At 63.1% G+C, this 22103-nt stretch carries 17 protein-coding genes, 1 tRNA gene and 1 CRISPR repeat array; of the genes, 6 read left to right on the plus strand and 12 right to left on the minus strand.

What is annotated here, in order from left to right; all coding sequences use genetic code 11:
- Positions 1-167: 167 nt before the first annotated feature.
- Positions 168-4398: a CRISPR direct-repeat array (repeat unit 28 nt; unit sequence TTTCTGAGCTGCCTACGCGGCAGTGAAC).
- Positions 4399-4527: 129 nt separating this feature from the next.
- From cas6f to cas3f, 5 genes are all read right to left on the minus strand, one after another.
- Positions 4528-5091, minus strand: a complete 564-nt coding sequence (gene cas6f / locus VGK32_22135) for a type I-F CRISPR-associated endoribonuclease Cas6/Csy4 (protein ID HEY3384468.1) — start codon at positions 5089-5091, stop codon at positions 4528-4530.
- 5 nt (positions 5092-5096) lie between these two features.
- Entirely contained in the window at positions 5097-6122 is a 1026-nt protein-coding gene (gene csy3, locus VGK32_22140; protein HEY3384469.1) for a type I-F CRISPR-associated protein Csy3, read from the minus strand.
- Positions 6123-6144: 22 nt separating this feature from the next.
- Positions 6145-7131 carry a type I-F CRISPR-associated protein Csy2 gene (csy2, locus tag VGK32_22145; GenBank protein HEY3384470.1) on the minus strand — a complete coding sequence of 329 codons (987 nt, stop codon included), beginning with the start codon at positions 7129-7131 and terminating at the stop codon, positions 6145-6147.
- A complete protein-coding gene (gene csy1, locus VGK32_22150) occupies positions 7121-8425 on the minus strand; it encodes a type I-F CRISPR-associated protein Csy1 (protein ID HEY3384471.1) in 1305 nt (434 codons plus the stop codon). Before csy1 ends, csy2 begins: the two co-directional genes overlap by 11 nt.
- A 319-nt stretch (positions 8426-8744) precedes the next feature.
- Entirely contained in the window at positions 8745-11714 is a 2970-nt protein-coding gene (gene cas3f / locus VGK32_22155) for a type I-F CRISPR-associated helicase Cas3f (protein HEY3384472.1), read from the minus strand.
- Here cas3f and VGK32_22160 point away from each other — a divergent pair.
- Positions 11688-12425, plus strand: coding sequence for a hypothetical protein (locus VGK32_22160; protein ID HEY3384473.1), 738 nt, complete (start codon positions 11688-11690; stop codon positions 12423-12425). The two genes, cas3f and VGK32_22160, sit on opposite strands and share 27 nt — an antisense overlap.
- A gap of 152 nt (positions 12426-12577) precedes the next feature.
- Positions 12578-12844, plus strand: coding sequence for a hypothetical protein (locus VGK32_22165; protein ID HEY3384474.1), 267 nt, complete (start codon positions 12578-12580; stop codon positions 12842-12844).
- A gap of 4 nt (positions 12845-12848) precedes the next feature.
- Here the strand turns inward: VGK32_22165 and VGK32_22170 are convergent, their stop codons facing one another.
- Genes VGK32_22170 through cas1f form a run of 3 tightly spaced genes read right to left on the minus strand, consistent with a single transcriptional unit; the run spans position 12849 to position 15283 of the window.
- A complete protein-coding gene (locus VGK32_22170; GenBank protein HEY3384475.1) occupies positions 12849-13823 on the minus strand; it encodes an IS1595 family transposase in 975 nt (324 codons plus the stop codon).
- Between the two features lie 27 nt (positions 13824-13850).
- Positions 13851-14270, minus strand: a complete 420-nt coding sequence (locus VGK32_22175; GenBank protein HEY3384476.1) for a hypothetical protein — start codon at positions 14268-14270, stop codon at positions 13851-13853.
- Positions 14267-15283, minus strand: a complete 1017-nt coding sequence (gene cas1f, locus VGK32_22180; GenBank protein ID HEY3384477.1) for a type I-F CRISPR-associated endonuclease Cas1f — start codon at positions 15281-15283, stop codon at positions 14267-14269. The genes VGK32_22175 and cas1f overlap by 4 nt, the downstream gene beginning before the upstream one ends.
- Before the next feature lie 1513 nt (positions 15284-16796).
- On the opposite strand from cas1f, the gene VGK32_22185 reads away from it, so the two are divergent.
- The 3 genes from VGK32_22185 to VGK32_22195 are packed head-to-tail and all read left to right on the plus strand — an operon-like array spanning position 16797 to position 18099.
- Positions 16797-17048 (plus strand): hypothetical protein, encoded by a 252-nt coding sequence (locus VGK32_22185; protein ID HEY3384478.1) that lies wholly within the window; start codon positions 16797-16799, stop codon positions 17046-17048.
- On the plus strand, positions 17018-17887 hold the full coding sequence (locus VGK32_22190; protein HEY3384479.1) for a hypothetical protein: 870 nt from the start codon (positions 17018-17020) through the stop codon (positions 17885-17887). The genes VGK32_22185 and VGK32_22190 overlap by 31 nt, the downstream gene beginning before the upstream one ends.
- Positions 17887-18099: a hypothetical protein gene (locus tag VGK32_22195; GenBank protein HEY3384480.1), complete on the plus strand. Its 213-nt coding sequence runs from the start codon at positions 17887-17889 to the stop codon at positions 18097-18099. Before VGK32_22190 ends, VGK32_22195 begins: the two co-directional genes overlap by 1 nt.
- 93 nt (positions 18100-18192) lie before the next feature.
- Here the strand turns inward: VGK32_22195 and VGK32_22200 are convergent.
- From VGK32_22200 to upp, 3 genes are all read right to left on the minus strand, one after another.
- Positions 18193-18268 (minus strand) — tRNA-Val (locus tag VGK32_22200).
- A 67-nt stretch (positions 18269-18335) separates the two neighbouring features.
- On the minus strand, positions 18336-19199 hold the full coding sequence (locus VGK32_22205) for a citryl-CoA lyase (protein HEY3384481.1): 864 nt from the start codon (positions 19197-19199) through the stop codon (positions 18336-18338).
- A 21-nt stretch (positions 19200-19220) separates the two neighbouring features.
- A complete protein-coding gene (gene upp, locus VGK32_22210; GenBank protein HEY3384482.1) occupies positions 19221-19844 on the minus strand; it encodes a uracil phosphoribosyltransferase in 624 nt (207 codons plus the stop codon).
- 97 nt (positions 19845-19941) lie between these two features.
- Between upp and VGK32_22215 the strand changes: the two genes are divergently transcribed.
- Entirely contained in the window at positions 19942-21360 is a 1419-nt protein-coding gene (locus tag VGK32_22215; GenBank protein ID HEY3384483.1) for an amidohydrolase, read from the plus strand.
- Between the two features lie 164 nt (positions 21361-21524).
- Here the strand turns inward: VGK32_22215 and hpt are convergent, their stop codons facing one another.
- Positions 21525-22055, minus strand: a complete 531-nt coding sequence (hpt, locus tag VGK32_22220) for a hypoxanthine phosphoribosyltransferase (protein ID HEY3384484.1) — start codon at positions 22053-22055, stop codon at positions 21525-21527.
- Positions 22056-22103: the final 48 nt, after the last annotated feature.

Raw genomic sequence — 22103 nt, forward strand, 5'->3', positions numbered from 1 at the left:
GTAGGCGGAAACGCAGGACAACAGAAGAGGTGACAGGCGCCTTGGTCCCGGACAGCCGGACCTGGGGCCTGTCACCTTTTTTCGTTTCGGAGGAGGATGGTGGGCACTACTGGATTCGAACCAGTGACCTCCTGCGTTCCGTCGGGTGACAAACGCCAGATCACCGGTTTCTGAGCCGCCTACGCGGCAGTGAACTCCCGAGAGGCGTTGCCCGACGCCATAGAGCATTTCTGAACTGCCTACGCGGCAGTGAACAGACGCGGCTACTCGAACGCTTCATCGCCGAATTTCTGAGCTGCCTACGCGGCAGTGAACAAGTGGCTCACCAAAACCTACGACCTCGTTGTTTTCTGAGCTGCCTACGCGGCAGTGAACGTGTGGCGGGCGTGAGGAAGTGATGTAGACCGATTTCTGAGCTGCCTACGCGGCAGTGAACGCGGCGCTCCTCCCGGGTCACGCGGACCGAGATTTCTGAGCTGCCTACGCGGCAGTGAACTCGGCAGGCGCGCGGGAATCCCTTGCTCGCATTTTCTGAGCTGCCTACGCGGCAGTGAACCTGGCCCCGTGGCATCTCGGCAAAGGCCGTGCTTTCTGAGCTGCCTACGCGGCAGTGAACTGAGCTTCTGCTCGCGTGGCTCGCCAGACTCATTTCTGAGCTGCCTACGCGGCAGTGAACACCCTACACAAGGGCGTGATGCGGCATCCGAATTTCTGAGCTGCCTACGCGGCAGTGAACGATCTGTTTCGCTCGTCTTCGCACGTGCCAGCTTTCTGAGCTGCCTACGCGGCAGTGAACTCCGTCCCCCCGTGGCTGCTCACGATGCCCTTTTTCTGAGCTGCCTACGCGGCAGTGAACGCCATGATTACGCCTCGCTCTCTGTCGTCTCATTTCTGAGCTGCCTACGCGGCAGTGAACCCACGATGGACGCCACGATCGCGCGACTCGTCTTTCTGAGCTGCCTACGCGGCAGTGAACCGCGCTGCTGCCGTTGTCGCGGCGGGCCGTGTTTTCTGAGCTGCCTACGCGACAGTGAACTTTGATTGGCCGATTGAGCACAGCGACCGCACTTTCTGAGCTGCCTACGCGGCAGTGAACCCATGTCGTCAGCGTGAGGCTCGTCGGCACGATTTCTGAGCTGCCTACGCGGCAGTGAACGATCACGTCCACCTCGGAGACGCCCGCCTGATTTTCTGAGCTGCCTACGCGGCAGTGAACGGGATCGCTCATACGACCTTCACCGGCTCGGTTTTCTGAGCTGCCTACGCGGCAGTGAACGCATCACACGCCTCGTCAACTGCGCTTCATTTTTTCTGAGCTGCCTACGCGGCAGTGAACCCCCACCCCTACAGACGCGCTGTGTCCGGTGTTTTCTGAGCTGCCTACGCGGCAGTGAACGGGGTGAGAACAGCGCGACGGACGCGGCCGATTTTCTGAGCTGCCTACGCGGCAGTGAACGAGGGGGACGAGGACGACCCGCCGCACCCTGATTTCTGAGCTGCCTACGCGGCAGTGAACGGTGGCACCTGACCATCCTCCCGGTAGCCCTTTTTCTGAGCTGCCTACGCGGCAGTGAACACGAGCGCGTACACGGACGGCCAAGGCCTGATTTTCTGAGCTGCCTACGCGGCAGTGAACTTTCGCGCGTTGCTCGACGCGGTCATGCAAGCTTTCTGAGCTGCCTACGCGGCAGTGAACGAATCTAGCACGGGCACGTAGTGGCGACGCGTTTTCTGAGCTGCCTACGCGGCAGTGAACGGGATCTGCTTCAATGACGCGGATGGGCTGCTTTTCTGAGCTGCCTACGCGGCAGTGAACTTGTCGCTCGTGACGACGGCGCGGAGCTTGCCTTTCTGAGCTGCCTACGCGGCAGTGAACTAGCTGCGCTTTGACCAGCGTTCCTGCCACTCTTTCTGAGCTGCCTACGCGGCAGTGAACGTTGTCATCGCAAGAAGATGGGTACCCCATTATTTCTGAGCTGCCTACGCGGCAGTGAACTGGAGGGCAGCAGAGCCCACCTGGCGCCACCTTTTCTGAGCTGCCTACGCGGCAGTGAACCTGATGGGCACGGGGGAGCGCGTCGTGCGTGTTTTCTGAGCTGCCTACGCGGCAGTGAACGCGCGATTCGTGCGGATGGTCGAGGCGTTTTCTTTCTGAGCTGCCTACGCGGCAGTGAACACGGTGCGTTGTCGTCCGCTGAAGGCCTCGCTTTTCTGAGCTGCCTACGCGGCAGTGAACGCCAGTTCGGCGATGGCATCCGCCATCAGCGCTTTCTGAGCTGCCTACGCGGCAGTGAACGGCCGTCTCTCCGGCCTGCCACGCCTGGTCACTTTCTGAGCTGCCTACGCGGCAGTGAACGGAGGCTGGCCGGGCCGGGGCCGAAAAGAGATTTTCTGAGCTGCCTACGCGGCAGTGAACGGCATGCCAGGGCTGCGGCGTTTGCGCCGATCTTTCTGAGCTGCCTACGCGGCAGTGAACCGGGTCGTCGACGCCTACGCCCACCAGGCGCATTTCTGAGCTGCCTACGCGGCAGTGAACCCGGCGCGCACGCTGGCCGAGGAAGTGCTGCGTTTCTGAGCTGCCTACGCGGCAGTGAACTTCTACGGGTTCGTCGAGTAGCAGATACCACGTTTCTGAGCTGCCTACGCGGCAGTGAACGAAGTAGTAGTCCGAGCATGGTGTCCCTCTCTTTTCTGAGCTGCCTACGCGGCAGTGAACGATAGAAGGGGTGAACGCCGACCTCCTGAAGCTTTCTGAGCTGCCTACGCGGCAGTGAACGTGGTGGGCCTGGGCCGATGAACTCAGGGTGATTTCTGAGCTGCCTACGCGGCAGTGAACGGGTCGGTTGTGGCACTGCATGCGGTGCCGATTTTCTGAGCTGCCTACGCGGCAGTGAACCACCTTGGCCTTGGCGTGCATCGCCGTGGTGTTTTCTGAGCTGCCTACGCGGCAGTGAACTGGTCTGGGCAGGCTGGAGTAGGACACGCGGATTTCTGAGCTGCCTACGCGGCAGTGAACGTAGGTGGCCGTCACCGACCGCCGCAGCTGCCTTTTCTGAGCTGCCTACGCGGCAGTGAACCTCGGGGTCGAGGGTGACTACGGTATCGCGCATTTCTGAGCTGCCTACGCGGCAGTGAACGATCGTCCGACGTACTCCCGGCCATCGTGCAATTTCTGAGCTGCCTACGCGGCAGTGAACTATTGTTGTGACATCGCTCAGACTCCCTAACATTTCTGAGCTGCCTACGCGGCAGTGAACGCGCACCGGCCTCGCCGAACTTCGGATGGTCATTTCTGAGCTGCCTACGCGGCAGTGAACGTTGGGAGCACGTCAGCGTGCACGCGTTCCAGTTTCTGAGCTGCCTACGCGGCAGTGAACGGTTCCGGATACTCATGTACGTTCCGCGAAAATTTCTGAGCTGCCTACGCGGCAGTGAACGTTTTGCGTGATCTTGGCACCGGACATCGTGATTTCTGAGCTGCCTACGCGGCAGTGAACACGGGCGGATCGTTCGTCCGCTGCAACTCGCTTTTCTGAGCTGCCTACGCGGCAGTGAACTGGTCCGTTCGGGGCACCCCCTGGCACACAGATTTCTGAGCTGCCTACGCGGCAGTGAACCTTGCCGCTGGCCAGGTGGGGCCTATGTCGATTTTCTGAGCTGCCTACGCGGCAGTGAACTCGTTCAATCGGCGGAAGTTCCGGTCCGCGCTTTTCTGAGCTGCCTACGCGGCAGTGAACGATGGCGTCAGGGCAGAGTCCCGAGGCGTCCATTTCTGAGCTGCCTACGCGGCAGTGAACACGGTCGCGATCGCCAACATCAACGGCGCATTTTTCTGAGCTGCCTACGCGGCAGTGAAGTCCCCTGCCGCGACGTCCTCCGTGAGCGTCGTTTTCTGAGCTGCCTACGCGGCAGTGAACGCCTGGGGACGATCCTGGTTCGGCGCGACGGATTTCTGAGCTGCCTACGCGGCAGTGAACATGGCTTGTGGTCGCGGACTATCGGTTCGGTGGTTTCTGAGCTGCCTACGCGGCAGTGAACGTGACCACGTTGACGCCGCTCGGCGGCATAAATTTCTGAGCTGCCTACGCGGCAGTGAACGACAAGGTCGGCCTTCGCCTGGTCGGCGTCGTTTTCTGAGCTGCCTACGCGGCAGTGAACTCCAGACACGACCCCTCGCCTAGTCGCCACTATTTCTGAGCTGCCTACGCGGCAGTGAACATCGGCAGGGCTCGGCGGATCAGCGCCTCCAATTTCTGAGCTGCCTACGCGGCAGTGAACCGTCCGACGCGTGCCCGGCGGCCGCGGCTCATTTTCTGAGCTGCCTACGCGGCAGTGAACATCCGCACCGCCCGGCGAGGCGAACATCGTTCTTTCTGAGCTGCCTACGCGGCAGTGAACTCGACCGATATCGCCGCAAGTCCTATTGATAGAGCGGTTACTCGCAGATCATGGCCTCCTTCCTTCCTAAACGGCCTCACCGTAAGTCGCTGAAGTAACGCGGGACTGCGAGCAGGCTCCAGAAAAGGGTCAGAACCACCGGATCGTAGCCAAGAGACTCAGTCCGAACGCATTGAAAGTACCTGTGACCGGCTCGTCCTGCGGGATTCCCGCCTTCAGAAACAGCCGGAAGTTCTGCCCCGTGGTGTGGCTGCGTAGTTGAACCCATGGCAGCGTCAACCGCTCAGCCACGTTCTCGGGCACCCGCTCGGCAAGTTGCAGCGCGTCGAGACCATGACGCTTGGCAAGCCGCCGCCGGAGTCTTTCAGGACTGCTCTTGGCCTGAACACGGCGAAGCGTGCGATGAGCCGCGTGACTCGGTATTGAGTCTACGGGCCCAACCAATACGTGGTCTCGCATGGCCCCAAGCCAGTCGGACGCCAGCAGCGTATCCAGTGCCGTTCGACCCCCAAGAAGCCTTAGTCGTCTGCCAAGCGATGGGGGTCGAATCTGATAGTCAGGGAACGCAACCGCGACGCCGAGCTTGTTGTCGGGTGCCAGTGCGCGATGCAGTCTGTCGTACAGAGCGCCGAGTAGCACATGAGGCGCGAGTTCAGGGTCCCGGCGAACCTCAACGTCCGTGAAGTAGTCCATTCCCGTTACTCCTTCCCAGAGTCACCGAACACTCCGCCTCGAATCAGCGTCGCGACGACGAAATGCTGATTGCTCATCTCAGGCGCGTTGTCTTTGAGTATCCAGTTGTCCAGTAGGCTATAGAAGTCCTGCTTCGACTTCGGCTGCCGGCAGGCCTTACCGAGGGTCGTCACGGATCCGTAAGGCTCGACAGCAATGGGCCCGAATTCCTCAGACTCGGGGTGCCACGTGTCGATTGTCCGTATCGCATTGCCGATCTTCTGCGAGTGCATGCCGGCCACGGCGCTCACGGAGTAGAGGGTCTTGCTCTTCTTGCCCGCCTCCTTGTTGAGAAACAACTCCTGCGATGGAAACACCTCCTGCCCTGTGCCGATGCGCACAAACGCCGTCACGCTGAGCAACACGGATTGCGGGCCGGAGAACCCGTTGGCAATGACGCCCGCCAGAGCGTCGACGTTGGCGGTGTCTGTGCTTGGAACCTCGAAATTCCTGAGCGAGAAGGCGAGAGAATTGAACGTCCACTTCTGGGCCAGCGCCCCGTCCCGGAGTTGTGCGACGCGCACCTCGAGTTGTTCCGCCCCAATTCGATTGCGCCAGAGAAACCGTCCGTTTGCCAGATTGATGGCGTAGCGATGCGCCAGTTCGTCGAAGCCATGTTCCTCTGCGTACCTGTTCACTACGGCGAGCAATCTGGCCCGATACTCGCTGTTGTTGCATGCCGATGGAACGCCTGTTCCGGCGAGCACACGCAGCGTGAAGCTCACCCGGAGCGTGTCCGTCGTATTTGGCAGCGTCGCCACATCAACCTTCTGTAGGTTGGGATTCTCGACAGCGGCATCCAATTTGGCAGGGTCTTGATCCTTTGCTTTGAGGCGATTGGAAATGGTACCCCGTACTGACTTCTCACGAACGGCAATGGGCTGCCACGCGTCGTCGCTGGCGCGCGCTTCCCAGCGCCCGGCGAAGAATAACGCATCGGACGGGTCGAGCTTACGTTCAAAGGCCAGAACGGTCGCAGTCTTGAGAGCCATTGTGCACTCCTCAGATTTCGGGTTAGCGGATGGCCGCTGCATCGGCGGCAGATGTCGAAACAGAGTAGTCGTTACAGCACCGATACAGACCATCGGCCGGGTCATAGCTGGTGTACCAGACCAGGTCGACCACGTCAGTCAGGCGATGCGGACTTATCCACTGCCCAATGGAATAGACGCTCTCGACAAACCTGAAAGGCGTGGTCGCATCACGGGCGTTGGCAACCTCACCGCTACGGTATAGCTGCGAGAGCCCCGCGTAGCCCACGGGGATGGGCACCGTCCATCCTTCGCGCCGGTCGGTTACCCACTCGACGGTTCCGTCTGGTGCTCGAATCGCCCGATGGTTCAGCCGCGATAGGTCGAGCCACGCATCGAGCAGGCGGGTACCTGGCGTGGTCTGACAGAGAGTTGCAAGGTGGGCGTCAAGCAGGTCCCTGCGGTCCACCAGCGTGAAGCCTGGCAACCATCGACGCGTCATCGTACGGAATTGGGCGCGTCGGTCATCGGATGTGTCAGGCAACACGTGCAGGGACGGCCGCTGCGCGCGCCTGCCTTCGTCTGGCGCGCTGGGCAGCAGGCTACCACCAGCTATCCGCATATCGTGGAGAAGCCTGGACGTCTCCTGCGCGATTCGCTGACGCGCCCCCTCGCCAACGTGAGTGGTGGCTAGGTTGACCAAGAACACGAGCGTGACGTCGAGATGGATTCGACCCTCTTCAACAATCGCGGCCGTGTCCCCTTTCTTGTCAACGGGGTTCCGCGTCAGTCGGAACGCTCGGGTATAGCCGCCTTCGGTGGTCTGCGGCTCACAGTCGTGGCACACGACTCCGATGCCACGAAACTCCACGGCGCCCTCGCCGGCTCGGCGCCTCGCAAGGGCCGTCATCAAACCAGTAAACGCGGTGATCGACGGGAACCCCCAGGTCATCTGGCTTGACACGGCGTTAGCACCGCGTACTTTCAAGCGGGGCACAATCAGCACGGCTTCCTGATAGTCAGTCGACATGCAGTTCCTCCTGCTCCTGGGCCTCTATCTCGGCCTGTGCCAACGCGCACCAATGCATGTACTCCGGGTCACCCATCGGAAGCGGATCGCGCAACTGGGTGTTGAGCCAGCGACCAAACGACAAGCTCACTTCATTCTCCCAGCCGGGAGGCAAAGCGCGGCCCGACTGCTCGGCATCGGGGTCCAGCCACTGTCGTTCGGCAGCGCTCAGACGACAATTGGGCTCCGCCGTCCAGCGAGCCGGCAGGGTCAGTAACTCAGCTCGATACATCAGCAGTTCACCTAGCAGGTCCGACACCAGCGCATCTCGACGCCGGCGGGTCTGTAAATTCGCCGCCGGGGCGCACTCAAGGTGAGACCGCAGCGTGGCGACCGCTTGTTTGACTGCTGGCCGACGCGCGAAAGGAGTGAACATCGACTCGGTGTTCAGTAGGGGCCGCACGCTCGCGGACTTCCAACGGGGTGGCAACGATGTAAGCAGGTAGTTCTCGCCTCTACGCTCACTGTTCAACTGACTGATGTTCTGGGGTTTCGTGCCCCCAAGCTTCTGAACGGCCAGACCGGGGTAGTCATGCAACACATGCTCCGCGTACTTACAGGCCTTTCTCGCCGCATGCGCGCTCTTGCTTTCCTCACTGAAGCGATCGGACCGGACGGCAACGTACACGCGATGAGCAAGCGATGTCGCATACAGCGGTGCCAGCAGGTGGTAGCAGTCATCGTCGTGAGGGTCGAGGCCGACCAGCCAGTAGACCTGCTTCGCCAGCGTGTGTGAAGCCAGCGTGCCTTTCGGCTCCATCAGCCGCTTGAAGGCGTCCAGCCATCCTTGTGCCTGCTCAGGGTCAGCGCTCAACGCCGCCCCCACGTCCGGATCGTCCAAACGCACGAGATCCCACACGGTTGCCTCTCCGACCGGCAGTCTCAAGAACTTGACGACGTCCAATGCGGCGGCGTTCCCGACCGTATCGCTGTCGTAGTCCTTGCCCAGGCAGTGACTTCCGACGCATGCCAGGGCGGGCAATGTCGTGGGGTCGGCGTAGAGGTTCGTGCCTTTGGCGTCTGGATGGGTCGCCTTCAGTGAATGGGTCACCGCCTGGAGTTGTTGTATCCGGTGGGCAGCATCGCCAATCCAGGCCTCTAGCCCGAACTTGCGATGCAACTCCTCTCGGTTCGAGGGTGTGTTGCCCGCACCTCCCTCGACAGTCGCAAGCGACCTCAGCTTCTCTTGAAGTCGCGCCGACAAGAACTCTTCGATGATGCGCCGTATCTGGTCGGCGCGTGATGGATCTGACACGGATGTCCTCCCCTGTACTCAAGAACGTCACCACAGCGGTGAACAGTTCAGCGCAGTCTCTTGGCAAAGCCCAACGTCGGATGAAATCGGTAGCCCGCCTCGTGTTCTGGCAAGGTGACGGTGGCAAACCGTCTGGAGCAATCCCGGAGGCTCATCGCTCGCGCGTCGGCCAAGTCACGCAAGGGCTGCATGAAGGTGGCGTCGCTCCACGCCACGATACCCGGTCCCTGGACACAGTCGTCTGGCAACCGCTGCAGCAGCGACCTGTCAACCGCCTCATGCAGGTGGCCTCGACCGCCGTGGATGGGCAGCAAACGGGTCAGTTCAAAGTCGTCATCGTCGTCGGACGACACCCGCAAGAACAGTTCGACGTCCGGGGTCGTGTCACCGCGGAACGGTTGTTTTCGTTGGAGTTCCGCGGTGAGCAGCGCGTCGGCCGGAGGCAGGCTCCACCACAGTGCGGCATTGACAGCCGGAACCGGTCTTGCTCGTGGGTTCGGTGGACCACGGTGTTGAAGGGCCTGTGCCACGGGCAGCATGATCTCCCGCATCCGCGCGTGCTCCAGGTCCACAAGGCGGTGGTGTGGCCGCAGCTGTTCGGCGGCGACAATTCGCGGTCGCGCGTCGATGACGTCGCGCTCTGACGGGTCGAGTAGCCGGTCCAGTTGGTGCTCCGCGAGTGTGAACTCGCAGGACTCAAAGCCTGGTCGCCAAAATGCGAGCTTCGCCGGTGCTCTGCAGTGACTGAGGTTCGCATTGAAGACTCGCAGGTTGGGTGACGTGCACGCCCTGGTCGATGCCGTCGAACCCTTCCAGCGAGTTGGATGAGCGAGCGTACGGACGAGGGTTCGATGACTGCCCAGTCGTAGTCGTGGTCACGCCCGACCTCGGTGACGGGTGACCCCAGCACCAGGAACAGGTGGTCGTGCTCTGGGTAGCTGGCCAATCGCGCCCGAATGTCCGGCAGCCGAAAGACCGCCAACGGGTCCACTCGATTCAACGCCAAGTCCAAGCGGTGCTCAATGGCCGACCGCAGCAGGAGTGGGTACTGCGAGTGGTACACGCAGAGATGGACGCGATGCCCGGTAGGGGCACCAGCACGGAAGAGGGCCAGCGCGACTTCGTAGAGAGGTCCGATGTTGGCCATACGGACCAGGCCGAAACTGACCCGTCTACCGCTGAGCGCATCCACCGTGTGATGCCGCGCGTGCAACTCGCTCGCCGAGGCCATTGCGAGCGATGCATAACGGGCATACAGCGTTGTGTCGTCCTCATCCACCTCGGGAGATAGGTCGATGAGTTCGCATCGCCGCCGAGCCTCGCCGGCCGCGAGTTGCCGGAGTGCGTCACGTCGCTGGCTCGCGAAGGCTGCATGTGTGGACTCGAACAGTTCAGGCGTCTGGCAGTCGACCTGGATCTGTCGGAACTCGTCCACCCAGGCGCAGCAGATGTCGGGTGGGGGGGCAGCGCCGCCGGGGCGGTCGTTCCGATTGAATTGGAAATGGACGCGGCCGGCCCGGTAGGCGAGGAACAAGCCCTGCACCAAGGCCGGCGGCAACGTCGCCGACGACAGCAGCACACGCGAACCAAACAGTCCGGCCCAGTGGACCAGACGGGTCAGAGCAGGCAGATCGCTGATGTCGAAGTCGTCAGGTTCGTCCAAGACCAAGTCGCCGCTCATCAACCGCAGCATCGGCGCAATTTGGCTTCCACCGCGCTGGCTCTCGGTCGACGGTGTCAGGTGGTCGATTGTGCAGACCAACAGAGGGGCGGCGACCAACGCCTGTATCTGTGGGTCGTGCACCACCTGATCGAGCAATGGGTGGCTCTCAAGGTCGGTACCACCAAAATCGACGACACTGTCTTCGTCCAGCAACGGTTGGCAAGAGGCGGAACCGCTCTGCTCAGCCAGATGCTGGTAGTGCTCGAACAACGCGCGGGATGCGGCCCCCCCGACTTGAATCGCCACACTATCGTCACCCAGATTCAAGAGGTTCCGGAATGCCCGACCCGTCTGAAGGGTCAGCGTTCGCAGACCCATCCCAAATGCGCAACGCATGCCCGTCGCTGGGTCCGCCAAGGCATACATCATGCGCGCGTTCGCCAAAGTCTTGCCGCACCCGGTCGACGCCATGTTGACGATGAAAGCGCCGTGCCGACTGGCTCGCTGATGCATCGTGGCCGCAACGTCAGCGGCCTTGTTCTGCCACCGAAAGCGTTCGTCCTGCACGCGCGCGTTCAACGCACGTGATGCCAGGAGACGCGGGAGATGCTGATCAAGTGCGGGCAACGCAACGGCCGCCGCCCGGCTATGACGCAGCACGCCCAGGAGATGCTCGTCGAGCGTCTGCCGCAGACAGCCCGTGCTCCGGTCGGTATTTGCGTAGAGCGTGTCACTCTCCGGCGCGGAGATACATTCAGGCAGGGTTGACCGGGCCGAATAGTGGTGGTCGGCCAGCATCAAGCAGAGGCGCGACAGGTGCATCACATACGGGTTGTCCACCCAGATGAACCCCTGCGCCCGGTCGGGCCGGCTGCACATCGCTTGCAGTCGTCGGGCAACCCGTGCCGCATTCCGTCGCCAAGCGACTGACGTAGTAGGAAGGCCACGGGGAAATCGCCAGTAGGAGGCAACGCCATCCGCATCGTGGTCGTCGCCCTGCCACGACTCGTTCCAGTTCGCATCCACCTGCGCCAAGATGTTCGAGAGCCCCGGCACCGTGAACACCGGCCGGTCACCGTTTCGATCGCTGGGTCGGACAGGCAGGCGATGATGGCTCACCACCAACCACCCGACGGCCTGGGCCAGTGGAGCGTGAGACAAGGAGTCCAGAGGGCGCCGGCAGTCTCGGTCGAGTCCATCACGACGGAGGCGGCCCAGCCACGTCGCATCGTCCTCGGTCGTCGGAGCGGCCAACCTTGCGAGCCAATCCGAGTCAACGTCCGGGCCGACGAACGCCTCGAAGAGCCGCAGCGAAACCCACTCGTGGCGGTATCGGTTGCGACCGACCTGTTGGCGGCGCAAGAGACCCTGAAAAGGGCAACAATATACTTGCCTAACCCACGCCGGGGGTGTACTGTGACCCCCGGCTGCTGGGATGATCCCGGCAGGGTTCTGAGCCTGTGGGACATCATGAATCTGTTCGACGTTGGCGACTTCGTGGCGGCCGTGCGGTCTCTGTCGAACACCGCTAGGAATTGTGAGGCCAGGCGCGCGCTTGGCGAAGGGGCTAGAGCCGTCTCGGAGGATGACCAGCGTCTCGTGTGGGCGTACGTCACGATTGCCCACGATCTCTGTGTGAAGTATCAGTTCTGTGATGGGGCCGGCAGAACGCGAGATACTCTACGCGCCTTCGATCCACGAATGCAGGGTTCGGTCGGTCCCCGAGTGGTTGATTATTCTTGGGCCGCCGCCGACCTAAAGAATGTGAGTGACGCACTCATACGCGAAGTGGAGAAACTCAAGTTTGTTTTGGTGCCTCATGACAGAACTGAGTACCTAGACAGGCCTGATCTGTTTGGAGAGGCCGTCTCGGCGGCCTTCCCTTCGGCTACGAACGACATTCGAGAAGCTGGAAACTGCCTTGCCGCAGGCTGTGACACCGCCGCTGTCTTCCATCTGATGCGGGCTGTAGAGTGGGCTCTCCGCCGGTTCTGCCTCTACTTTGGCTTCAAGCAGGTCAGGAACAAGTGGAACAAGGCGACCAAGAGGTACGACGAATATGTTCCAATTGCGTACGCCACATGGGAAAAGGTGCTTTCTGGGCTGAAGCCAGCTATCGACGGCAAGATCGACAAGATGCGGAGAAAAGACGAGAAACAGGCAGCGCAGGAATGCTTTCTAGGTGCGTGGCAGGAGATTCAAGCCATAAAAGACGTTTGGAGAAATCACGTAGCGCACACCAGGAAGGACTACGGACCGAAAGATGCCGACGCCGTCATGGATCACGTTAGGCGCCTGATGACATCGCTTGCGGTGAAGTTCGGAGAGGACAAATAGCGCGAATCACTTGTCGCGAGATACGTGTGTTTTTCGCTTTGGCGCCCTGAGAACTCGCCGCAGTCCCTTGGTGAATCGGTCCATCGTGCCCTTTGGGTTGTCGGCGGGCACGTCGGGTGTGATGGTTTTGCGCGGTACAACTGGAGTCATAGATGACTGCCCTTCACGCGATTGTTGTTCAACTCGACGATCTACAGACACTCACGCTGGTCTGCACGTGTGGAGCAAAGATCACGATCAAGTTCGATGCAACGCTGGTCGAGCGATGTCCGTCCTGCAAGACGCAATTCGACAAAGCGGCGCAGGATGCACAGGTCGTGTTCCAGAACCTTCACACGACGCTCCGGGCGAGTTCGGCGCATGTTGAGTTCTCAATTCCGGTTCCGGACTCGTCGGCCCCGTCGAAGTTGCGGCCGTGAGCGTTCAGCACGTTTCTGGTAGCCCCTTTCCGGTCAGGACGGCGTAGGTGAGGCGACGGCCGAGAATGCCCTTGAGGGCGAGCGCGAAGCGGGAGGCATCATCGCCCGCCCGCTGGTTGAATCGGAAGCACTCTTCGTCGAGGTAGCGGAACAGATGGAACGGTTCGATGCTCACGTAGGTGCCCTTGATGGCTCGCTTCAGGAGACTCCAGAAGTTCTCCAGGCCATTGGTGTGGACCTGCCCGTTCACGTAGCACTCGGCGTGGTCGATGACGCTGTGGGTGTAGTCGGACGCCAGCCCAGCGTAGGACGAGAGCGCATCGGTATAGACGGTCGCGCCGGGCTGGACATGCTGGCGGACCTCGGCCTGAAGCCGCGGCTTCTTGACGTCCGGCACAACGGTGGTGCGGACGGTGGAGTGCCCGTCCTTGCCGTGCCGCGCGAGCAACCCCATCACAGCGACCTTGCCCATGCCGCCAGTGCCAGTGATGACCCTGGCGCGTTTGGCGGGGTGCATGTTCCTGGCCTTGCCGCCAATGTAGGTTTCGTCGACTTCGACCTCGCCTCCGAGCTTGCCGCCGGTCTCTTCGTCCTGCAAGGCCAGCCGGAGACGCGACAGCATAAACCACGCGGTCTTCTGGGTGACGTGGAGCGCGCGGCCCAACTCGTAGCTGCTGATGCCGTTCTTGCAGTTGGTGAGCAGCCAGAGTGCCGGGAGCCACTTCTCGAAGCCAAGGGGGGAATCCTCGAAGATGGTCCCGACCTTGAGCGAGAACTGCGGGCGCGGATGCCGCTCGTAGCACTTGTACCGGCGCTGGTTCGCCAGATAGGTGACGCGGTCGGACCCGCAAGTCGGGCAGCGCACGATGCCATTCGGCCAGCGGATCGCTTCCACGGCCGCGCGGCAGTGCTCGCAGTCAGCGAAGAACAGGATGGCTTCCTGTAGGGTCTTCGGTTCGTCGATGTCGTCGCGCTTCATGCCTTCAATATAGGCCGAAGCATGCGGTTAGTCAAGTATGTTGTTACCCTGAAAAGCCTCCGTAGCCTTGCCCATGTCATGCAGCAGGGCGGCAAGAGCGGCCAACAGGTGGATGTCCTCGCCGCTATGCCAATCGTTCTCTTCCTGGCGGCGGAGAACATTCCGTCTCGTAGTGTTTGTCGGTACCGCGCCTTGGGCGTTGAAACGGCGCGCGTTGCCCACCGTCCACAACAACTCGGTGTGGTCCAGCCCGCGTATCCAGTGGCACGCGACTGCCGTGTTCTTGCGTGCGGTCTGGCGCAGCAAGCGACGCAGTGTGTCTAGGCCATCTTGCGTGATGGCCGTCTGCCAGGTGCGGTCGCCACGGCGCTCGGCGAACTGATCGAGAATCCGCCTGGTCTCGGTCAGAGCGCGTTTGTCGCATTGCGATACCAGCAGGACATTCACCCACTGCTCTCCTCGGCAGGGCTCGACTGCCTCAAGGCGACTTGGCCTACGAGGAGTGCGGTGGCTTTGACCGTCTCAATCATGAAATCGAGGGATTCGGTGCGGGTGAGCATCTCGACGCACGCCTGTCGGAATGTCTGTTCGGTGTCGCCTCGCGCGGCTGAGATGAACGCCTGGGGCAGAATGACCGCATCCTTCACCAAGTCAGCCACGTCGAAGACCAGCCCGCCGCGCCGAGTCTTGCCATGAAGCACAGCCAGGGAATGCGGCAGGCCGAGCACCCACGTGGCGGTGGCGCCAAGCCCGTAGGCCAGGTAGTTGCCATGGTCGAGGAACTGATTAGCGCGGTCCGCGCTTTCTCCTCGCTCAGCCCGGGTAAACTCGCCGTAGCGTGTGGTCTCTGCCGCGATGCGATACAACCGCTTGGCCAGGCGCGCTTCCGCGGTCAACAGTTGGGAATGGTCACGCGCCAGAGTGAACTCAGCGTCAGCTTCACTCAAGAGGCGCTGCAAGAGGGGCGGAGCAACGGTGAAATGTTGGTCCTTCAACAGACGGTTGGCGGTCCAGTGCTGTTCAACGCGTTCAACTCGGGCCCGCTGAAACTGCTTCGCTGCTTGAAGGCGAAGGGCATCGTCAAACCAGAAGCGTACCCAGTGCTGCAGGTACTCGCCCGGGCGGTACTCGCTTTGCGGTTGGAGCCAGACAACCTCCTGCGGACCTTCCGCTGCCGCAAACAGTGGGGTCCCTCCTCCCCCACAGAACCCCAGGAGCACACCAGCCTTGGCGAGTTCTCGGACGGCCGCTTGAGTGACCGACGTTCCCGTTCCGAGGAGCAACGTGGTCGTGTTGGCGATAGGGATGTTCCAGTAGAGGGAGTCTGGCCCAGCGTCGGTGACATACTCGACGCGGCCACCGTTCACCATCACGCGACAATGCTCCAAGTAGTAAATGTTCGCCCGCTTGGAGTGCAAAATCGTTTTGAGGTCGGAAGGACGCAACGCGTGTGGATTCACCGCATGCTCCGCAAGTAGTCCGTCCGGGGCGGATTGTGCTCTGTCGAACGGCCAACCGTCAAGCGGCTGAGATTCCCAGCGGCTGAGATTCCCATGCGACTCGGCCTACCGCTGTGGCCGATGTGATGAGGCCACGTGGGGCTTGCCAACTGTATGTGGTTGAAGGGCGTCGCCATCGACACCCCCCGGAACGTTGGCGGGGCCTCGAACGTTGGGTGGTGATCGTCGTTCACCCGTTGGCTGGCGTCGTCCAGCCCAGCGAGTTCGACCTGGAGACCGGCCGGCTCTGAATCATGGCGTCGCGGCACCAGGTCTCGCTGGTCGTCGTCACGCGCGACCACCTGGCCGACTCGCTGGACGCGCATATGCCTTCGGCGGTCCAGGCCGTTGGGCGGCCCGACGTTTCCGGGCGTGGGCACCATCAGAACACGGTGGTCTGGCTGGCCTTACTCGACGCCGGGCGGGTTATCTCATCCACCTGACGGTGCCCGCCCCGTTTGCGTTGCGGCACTCCGACGCCGCACTCCGATTCCATGTCTGGGGCTTCACTGCTGTGGTAGGATGCCGCACGGATCCGTATTGGGCTCTCCGTCCGCCCCTGGGTTCCCCTTACCGCCTTGTCCCATCGAGTACCATCGTTGTTCCTCCGACGGGGCCAGGCGGTTTCCCGATGGGGGTGGCATGAAGCACACTTGAAAGTGTGGCGTGGAACAGCCTGTCTTTGCTGCCATCGACTTCGAGACGGCGGACTACGAACGTGACAGCGCGTGCGCTGTCGCCGTCGTGCGGGTCGAGGGTACGCGCATTGTCCGGCGTGTTCACCACATGATTCGCCCGCCCCGAAGGACCTTCGTCTTCTCGTATCTGCACGGGATCTCCTGGGACGATGTCACTGGAGCGCCGTCGTTTCGCGAACTGTGGCCCGAACTCAGGTTGGAGCTCGAGGGCGTCGAGTTTCTCGCGGCGCACAACGCAAGTTTCGACCGCTCCGTTCTGGAGACCTGCTGCGAACGCGCTGGCGTCGAGCCGCCTACCAGCCGATTCGAATGCACGGTCCGCCTCGCACGATCCGCCTGGGGCATCTATCCGACGAAGCTCCCAGATGTATGCCGACGGTTGCGGATTCCGCTCGATCATCACCAAGCCGCGTCCGACGCGGAAGCATGCGCAAGAATCGTCATCGCCGCTGCGCAGGCGGGTGTGACGTTGCCGTCACCACCCCTTCCGGACCCACGAGTTCTCCCGCACCGTGTCGGTTGACAAGGACGTCCGGGCGGTCAGCGCCTCTCGCCGCCCGCCCCTCGCCTGGACGTGCCCTCACCTGTCATGGTGCTCGTCCACGCTGCTGGTATGACCCACGACACGCAGTTCTGCCTCCCCATGGTGTCCCCATCGTTCCCGCCGGCTCGTCGGCGACCCTTTACCTCCTGCTGACCAGCGGACTGGGCGAGGCGCTCGAGCTCGTGGCTCTCAACCGGGCAGGCGAGTTCGGTACACCGCGGCGGAAGGTGCTGTGAACACTGCCACCAAGACAACGCACGGGCAAGACTGGGTGCCGGCCGAGGATGTCAGCGACGATCTCGACCCGGTCCATTTCGACTGGTCAGACAATTCACCGCTGAGCGACATCATCCGTGCCCGCCGCGATGGACACTTGGTCCGGATTCCCAAGCCGGTCGTGGTCATCGACTCGGGCGCGAGCCGCTGCCACTACACCCGCGAGCGATTCTCGAAGTGGATCGCGGGGCCGAGCAGCATCGCCTGAAGGCGAACGCCAGCAAGCGCAAGGCGATGAGTTACGGGCGGATGTGCGCGGAGGAACGGCGGTTGCGCGACGAGATCGCGGCCCTCACCACCCAGGCCGAGTGGACCGATGTCGCGGAGGATGTCGAGCATGGCGCCGACGTGCGGGACGATGAGTTGCCCGCCGAGGTGCAGCGCCGCGAGACCCGGTTGGCGACGATCGCGGCGGCGAAGGCGCGACTCGAAGCGCGCCAGGCCGTCGCGGACCGCGAGCAGGGCCGCACACCGGAGGCTGGTCTCCAGGGCCTCGGTCGCAAGCCGTTCACGCGGGACTTTGGCGTGCCGCCCGACACGGCCCAAGAGAACTTCACGGATCCCGAGAGCCGGATCATGAACACGACGGCGGGCTTCGACCAGTGCTACAACGCGCAGACCGCGGTGGATGAGGTCTCGCAATTGATCGTCGCCACTGGGCTCAGCAACGGTGCGGCGGACCAGGGCGCGTTGCTGCCCCTGGGCGACCGGGTGCAGGACACGCTCGGTACGCGGCCGACCGGGGTGCTCGCCGACGCGGGGTACCGCGACGACGCGACGTTGGTCGCTCTGGAAACACGTGCCATCACGGCGTACGTCTCACTGGGGCGGGAGGCCAAAGCCACGCCGGTCCTGGATCCCACACACGAGGCGACGCGGCTGACGGCTTCGTGGCTGCGCTCTACTTCCCTGGCAGCCAACTCCTCGTCGTCTCTGCGCGATACGCGGTGCCGCCGCTGCTGGCGGAGAAGATCGCCAAGAAGGAGTTTCGGGACGTCTACACGGATCTCAATAGCGCGTCGATCAGCGGCACCAAGGCTCTGGTGATGGATAGCGGCGCCGATGGGCTGCGTGCCAAGAAGGACGAGGGCCGTTTCGATACGTGCGATATCGGCGTCAAGGCCCTGGTCTTCGATGGTGACTGGAAGAAGCAGAAGATCGCCAGTGAGGACGAGTACCTCAAGGCGTTTGCCGACGCGGACCAGCGCTACGCGAAGATGCTCACGGCGCTGATTGCCCAGGCGAAGAAGCTGCAGTAGGCGGAAACGCAGGACAACAGAAGAGGTGACAGGCGCCTTGGTCCCGGACAGCCGGACCTGGGGCCTGTCACCTTTTTTCGTTTCGGAGGAGGATGGTGGGCACTACTGGATTCGAACCAGTGACCTCCTGCGTGTGAAGCAGGCGATCTAACCGCTGATCTAAGTGCCCGACCCGGCGAGAATCCTAAGTCTAAACCATCTGGGCGCCACGCGACAACCCGCTCGATCCAATCCGGCTACTTTCGTGTCTCCGGCAGCCGGCGTGGCGGAGGCCCGTCGTACATCGCGTCCTTCGGATCGATCTGGCGCATCGGCTGCTGCCGGGCGCGCTCCTCGTTCGAGTGGGCGATCAGCCCCGGGATCCGCGCGATGATGAACAGCGCATTTCCCAGTTCCGGTTCGAAGCCCATGTCGCCGCACACCGCCGCAATGGCGCCGTCCACGTTCAAGGGCAGGGGCTTCTCCCCGGCCTCGGCGTGGGAGAGCAGGCGCTCGACCGTCCGAATCATCTGAACGTGTTCGCCGTCGAGCTCGAGCTCGTGCGCCATCTGCAGCAGGCGCGCGGCGCGCGGGTCGCTCGTGTGGATGCGGTGCCCGAAACCCGGTGGACGCCGCCCCGTGGCCCGGTACGACTTCACCAGCGCCTCGGCGGCCGCCTGAACCGTCGCGCCCTGCCGGACGGCGGAGAGTCCATCCTGGATGAACCGGATGCAGCTCTCGATGTCACCGCCGTGGTACATCCCGAAGCCCAGCACGCCGGTCGCGACCGACGCGCGCAGGGGCGCGCCGGTGGTGGCGATGTTCCGCGCGGCCAGCGTCGACGGCGGAGTCACCCCATGATCGATCGAGGAGACGAGGGCCGCCCCGAATAGCTGCCCGATGGACGGCGTCGGCAACTCGCCGCGCAGGATCAGATACACGGCTTCGGCAAACGACAGCCGGCCCATCAGCTCGTCCACCGGGTACCCGCGAATCAGGATCTTGTTGGGCTCGATCCGCGTGATGGCCGTGCGCCAGTGCGGATCGGCAGTGCGCGGGCGCGTTCGTCGCTCGGCGGCGAGACGGGTCGGCGTGGTCGGGTCCTCGCGCTGACGGGCCATGCGTGCCTCCGCGTCGGGGGGTTAGAGCGTGCCGTAGAGCCGATCGCCGAAATCGCCGAGGCCGGGGACGATGAACTTGCGATCGTTCAATCCCTGGTCGATGACCGGCGTGTAGATATGGACGCCTGGGAAACGTTGCTGGACGAGCGCGACGCCTTCTGGGGCGGCAACAATGCAGAGAAGACGGATGTCGCGTGCGCCGGCACGCTCGAGCAACTCGATGGCGGCGACGGCACTCCCGCCCGTGGCCAGCATCGGGTCGATCATCAGGACGTAGCTCTCGTCGAGCCGGGCCGGCAGCTTGGCGTAGTACTGGGAGGCGATGGCCGTCTTCTCGTCGCGTTGGAGGCCGATGTGGCCAACGCGCGACGAGGGCAGCAGTTCGAGGACGGCATCGAGCATCCCCAGTCCCGCTCGCAGCACGGGGACCACGACGACGTCGGCCGCGAGTCGGCGGCCATGGGCAGCCCCCATCGGTGACATGACGGTCGCCGAGCCCGTGGGCAGGTCACGCAAGGCCTCGCTCGCGATGAGGACGCTGATCCGGGTGGCCATCTGCCGAAAGGCGGCCGTGTCCGTCTGGCGGTCACGGAGGACGAGCAGTGCGTCCTGAGCAAGCGGATGTTCGACAAGATGGACCGGCACGGCGTCAACTATACACGATAGCGCGCGGTGCCGACAACGCGTGCCGGAGAGGCTCTCCGGCCGGAATCGCGTGCAAATGGAGTAGGATCGGCGGGTGATGACCGTACTCCGGCGCTCCTCTCTCGTCTGGTTCGCGTTCGCGCTGACGGCGCTCATCGCGCTCGGCGCCTGCCGCAAGTCCGCCGACACTCGCCGCGTCTCGCTCATCGTGACCGGCGGCACGGTGGTGACGGTTGACTCAGTCCATCGCGTGCTCTCTCCGGGAGCGGTCGCCGTCGACGGGAACCGGATCGCCGGGGTCGGCCGGCCGGACGAGATTGCCGCTCAGTTCTCCGCGCCCGACACGATCGAGGCGACCGGCGATGTCATCCTGCCCGGTCTCATCAACACCCACACGCACGCTGCGATGGTGATGTACCGGGGACTGGCCGACGACCTCGCGCTGATGGACTGGCTGCAGCAATACATCTTCCCCGGGGAAGCGAAGACCGTCTCCCCGGAGATGGTGCGAATCGGCACGCGCCTTGCCGCGCTCGAGATGATCCAGTCGGGTACCACGACCTTCGCGGACATGTACTACTTCGAGGAGGAAGTGGCGAAGGCGACGAAGGCTGCGGGTCTGCGCGGCGTGCTCGGCCAGACGATCATCGGCTTCCCGGTGGCGGACGCGAGGACTCCCGCCGAGGCGCTCGCGCGGACCGAGGCGTTCATCAAGGCGTTCGCGGGAGACGAGTTGATCACTCCTGTTCCGGCCCCGCACTCGACCTACACCGTCGACGAGGCCACGCTGCGGGCCGTTCGCGAGGTGGCCGCCCGGTACCAGGTGCCAATCCTGATTCACCTTGCCGAGACCGAGGACGAGGTCAGCATCATCGGTCGGAAGTACCACCTGTCTCCCACGGCCTGGCTGGACTCAATCGGGTTTCTCGCGCCGAATGTGGTGGCCGCGCACTGCGTGTGGCTGAACGACGAAGACATCGCAATCATGAAGCGGCGGGGCGCGTCGGTCTCGCACAACCCTGAGAGCAACATGAAGCTGGCGAGCGGCGTCGCCCCGGTGACGAAGTACCTCGCGGCGGGCGTGACAGTGGGCCTGGGAACCGACGGCGCGGCGAGCAACAACGACCTCGACATGTTCGAAGCGATGCGCCAGGCCGCGTTCCTCCACAAGCTGGCCTCGAAGGATCCGACCGCGGTCCCGGCGACCGCCGCACTCGACATGGCGACGATCGGCGGCGCGCGGGCACTCGGATTGGACGGGAAGATCGGGTCGCTCGAAGTCGGCAAGCGGGCTGACCTGATCGTCGTTTCGATGCGCGGTGCCAGGCAAACGCCGATGTACAACGCACCGTCGCACCTGGTCTACGTCAGCAAGGGCGGCGACGTCAGGACGACGATCGTCAACGGCCGGATCCTGATGAGGGACCGCCGTGTCCTGACGCTCGACGACGCCGTCGTTCTCGCCGACGCGCGGAAATTGGCGGTGAAAGTGCAGGATGCGGTCCGAAAACACTAGCCCGAACGAGTCGACGGCCCGCCGCGCCCGCCACCCGCTTTGACGGCAGGGCGGCGAGCCGCACTTCTGATGGGCCCGCGGAGGGCGCCGAGACAGATCGCACGCATCGCGCGGCGATCTCCACGCGCTCGCTCTCGACCGGCAGCCTGGGATGCGGACGGGTTCTACCCTTCGTCCAGCGTTCCGATGTAGGGCAGGTTGCGGTACTTCTCCGCGTAGTCCAGCCCGTAGCCGACGACGAACCGGTCTTCGATCGTGAATCCGATGTACTCCACCTTCACGTCGATCTTCCGGCGGGACGGCTTGCTGAGCAGGCAGGCGGTGCGAAGCGTCTTCGGGTTGCGGGCCCGCAGGATCTCCTGCAGGTAGGCGAGCGTCAGGCCCGTATCGACGATGTCCTCGACAATGATGACGTTGCGGCCCTCGAGGCCGGAGTCGAGGTCTTTCACCATGCGGACCTCGCCCGACGAGGTCGTACCCTTGGCGTAGCTCGACACCGCCATGAAATCGACCGTCACGTTCCGGTCCATCACGCGAATCAGATCGCCGAGGAACAGGAAGGCGCCCTTGAGAATGGCAACGAGGTGCAGATCCTCGTCGGGCGGGTAGTCCCGGGAGATATCGGCTGCGAGCGTTCTGATGCGGGCCTGCACCTGTTCGGTGCTCAACATGACGGGCGGCGCGGTATCGGGCATCTCGGCGTCCAGTGCGATGGGTCGCTGTTTGGGTACGAATCCCGTACG

Source organism: Vicinamibacterales bacterium (assembly GCA_036504215.1).
Taxonomy (GTDB): Bacteria; Acidobacteriota; Vicinamibacteria; order Vicinamibacterales; family Fen-181; genus FEN-299.

Coding starts and splice junctions, on each gene's coding strand:
- cas6f (HEY3384468.1), bottom strand. CDS start 5,091: ATGGACTACTTCACGGACGTTGAGGTTCGCCGGGACCCTGAACTCGCG.
- csy3 (HEY3384469.1), bottom strand. CDS start 6,122: ATGGCTCTCAAGACTGCGACCGTTCTGGCCTTTGAACGTAAGCTCGAC.
- csy2 (HEY3384470.1), bottom strand. CDS start 7,131: ATGTCGACTGACTATCAGGAAGCCGTGCTGATTGTGCCCCGCTTGAAA.
- VGK32_22165 (HEY3384474.1), top strand. CDS start 12,578: ATGACTGCCCTTCACGCGATTGTTGTTCAACTCGACGATCTACAGACA.
- VGK32_22170 (HEY3384475.1), bottom strand. CDS start 13,823: ATGAAGCGCGACGACATCGACGAACCGAAGACCCTACAGGAAGCCATC.
- VGK32_22195 (HEY3384480.1), top strand. CDS start 17,887: ATGGATAGCGGCGCCGATGGGCTGCGTGCCAAGAAGGACGAGGGCCGT.
- VGK32_22205 (HEY3384481.1), bottom strand. CDS start 19,199: ATGGCCCGTCAGCGCGAGGACCCGACCACGCCGACCCGTCTCGCCGCC.
- VGK32_22215 (HEY3384483.1), top strand. CDS start 19,942: ATGACCGTACTCCGGCGCTCCTCTCTCGTCTGGTTCGCGTTCGCGCTG.
- hpt (HEY3384484.1), bottom strand. CDS start 22,055: ATGCCCGATACCGCGCCGCCCGTCATGTTGAGCACCGAACAGGTGCAG.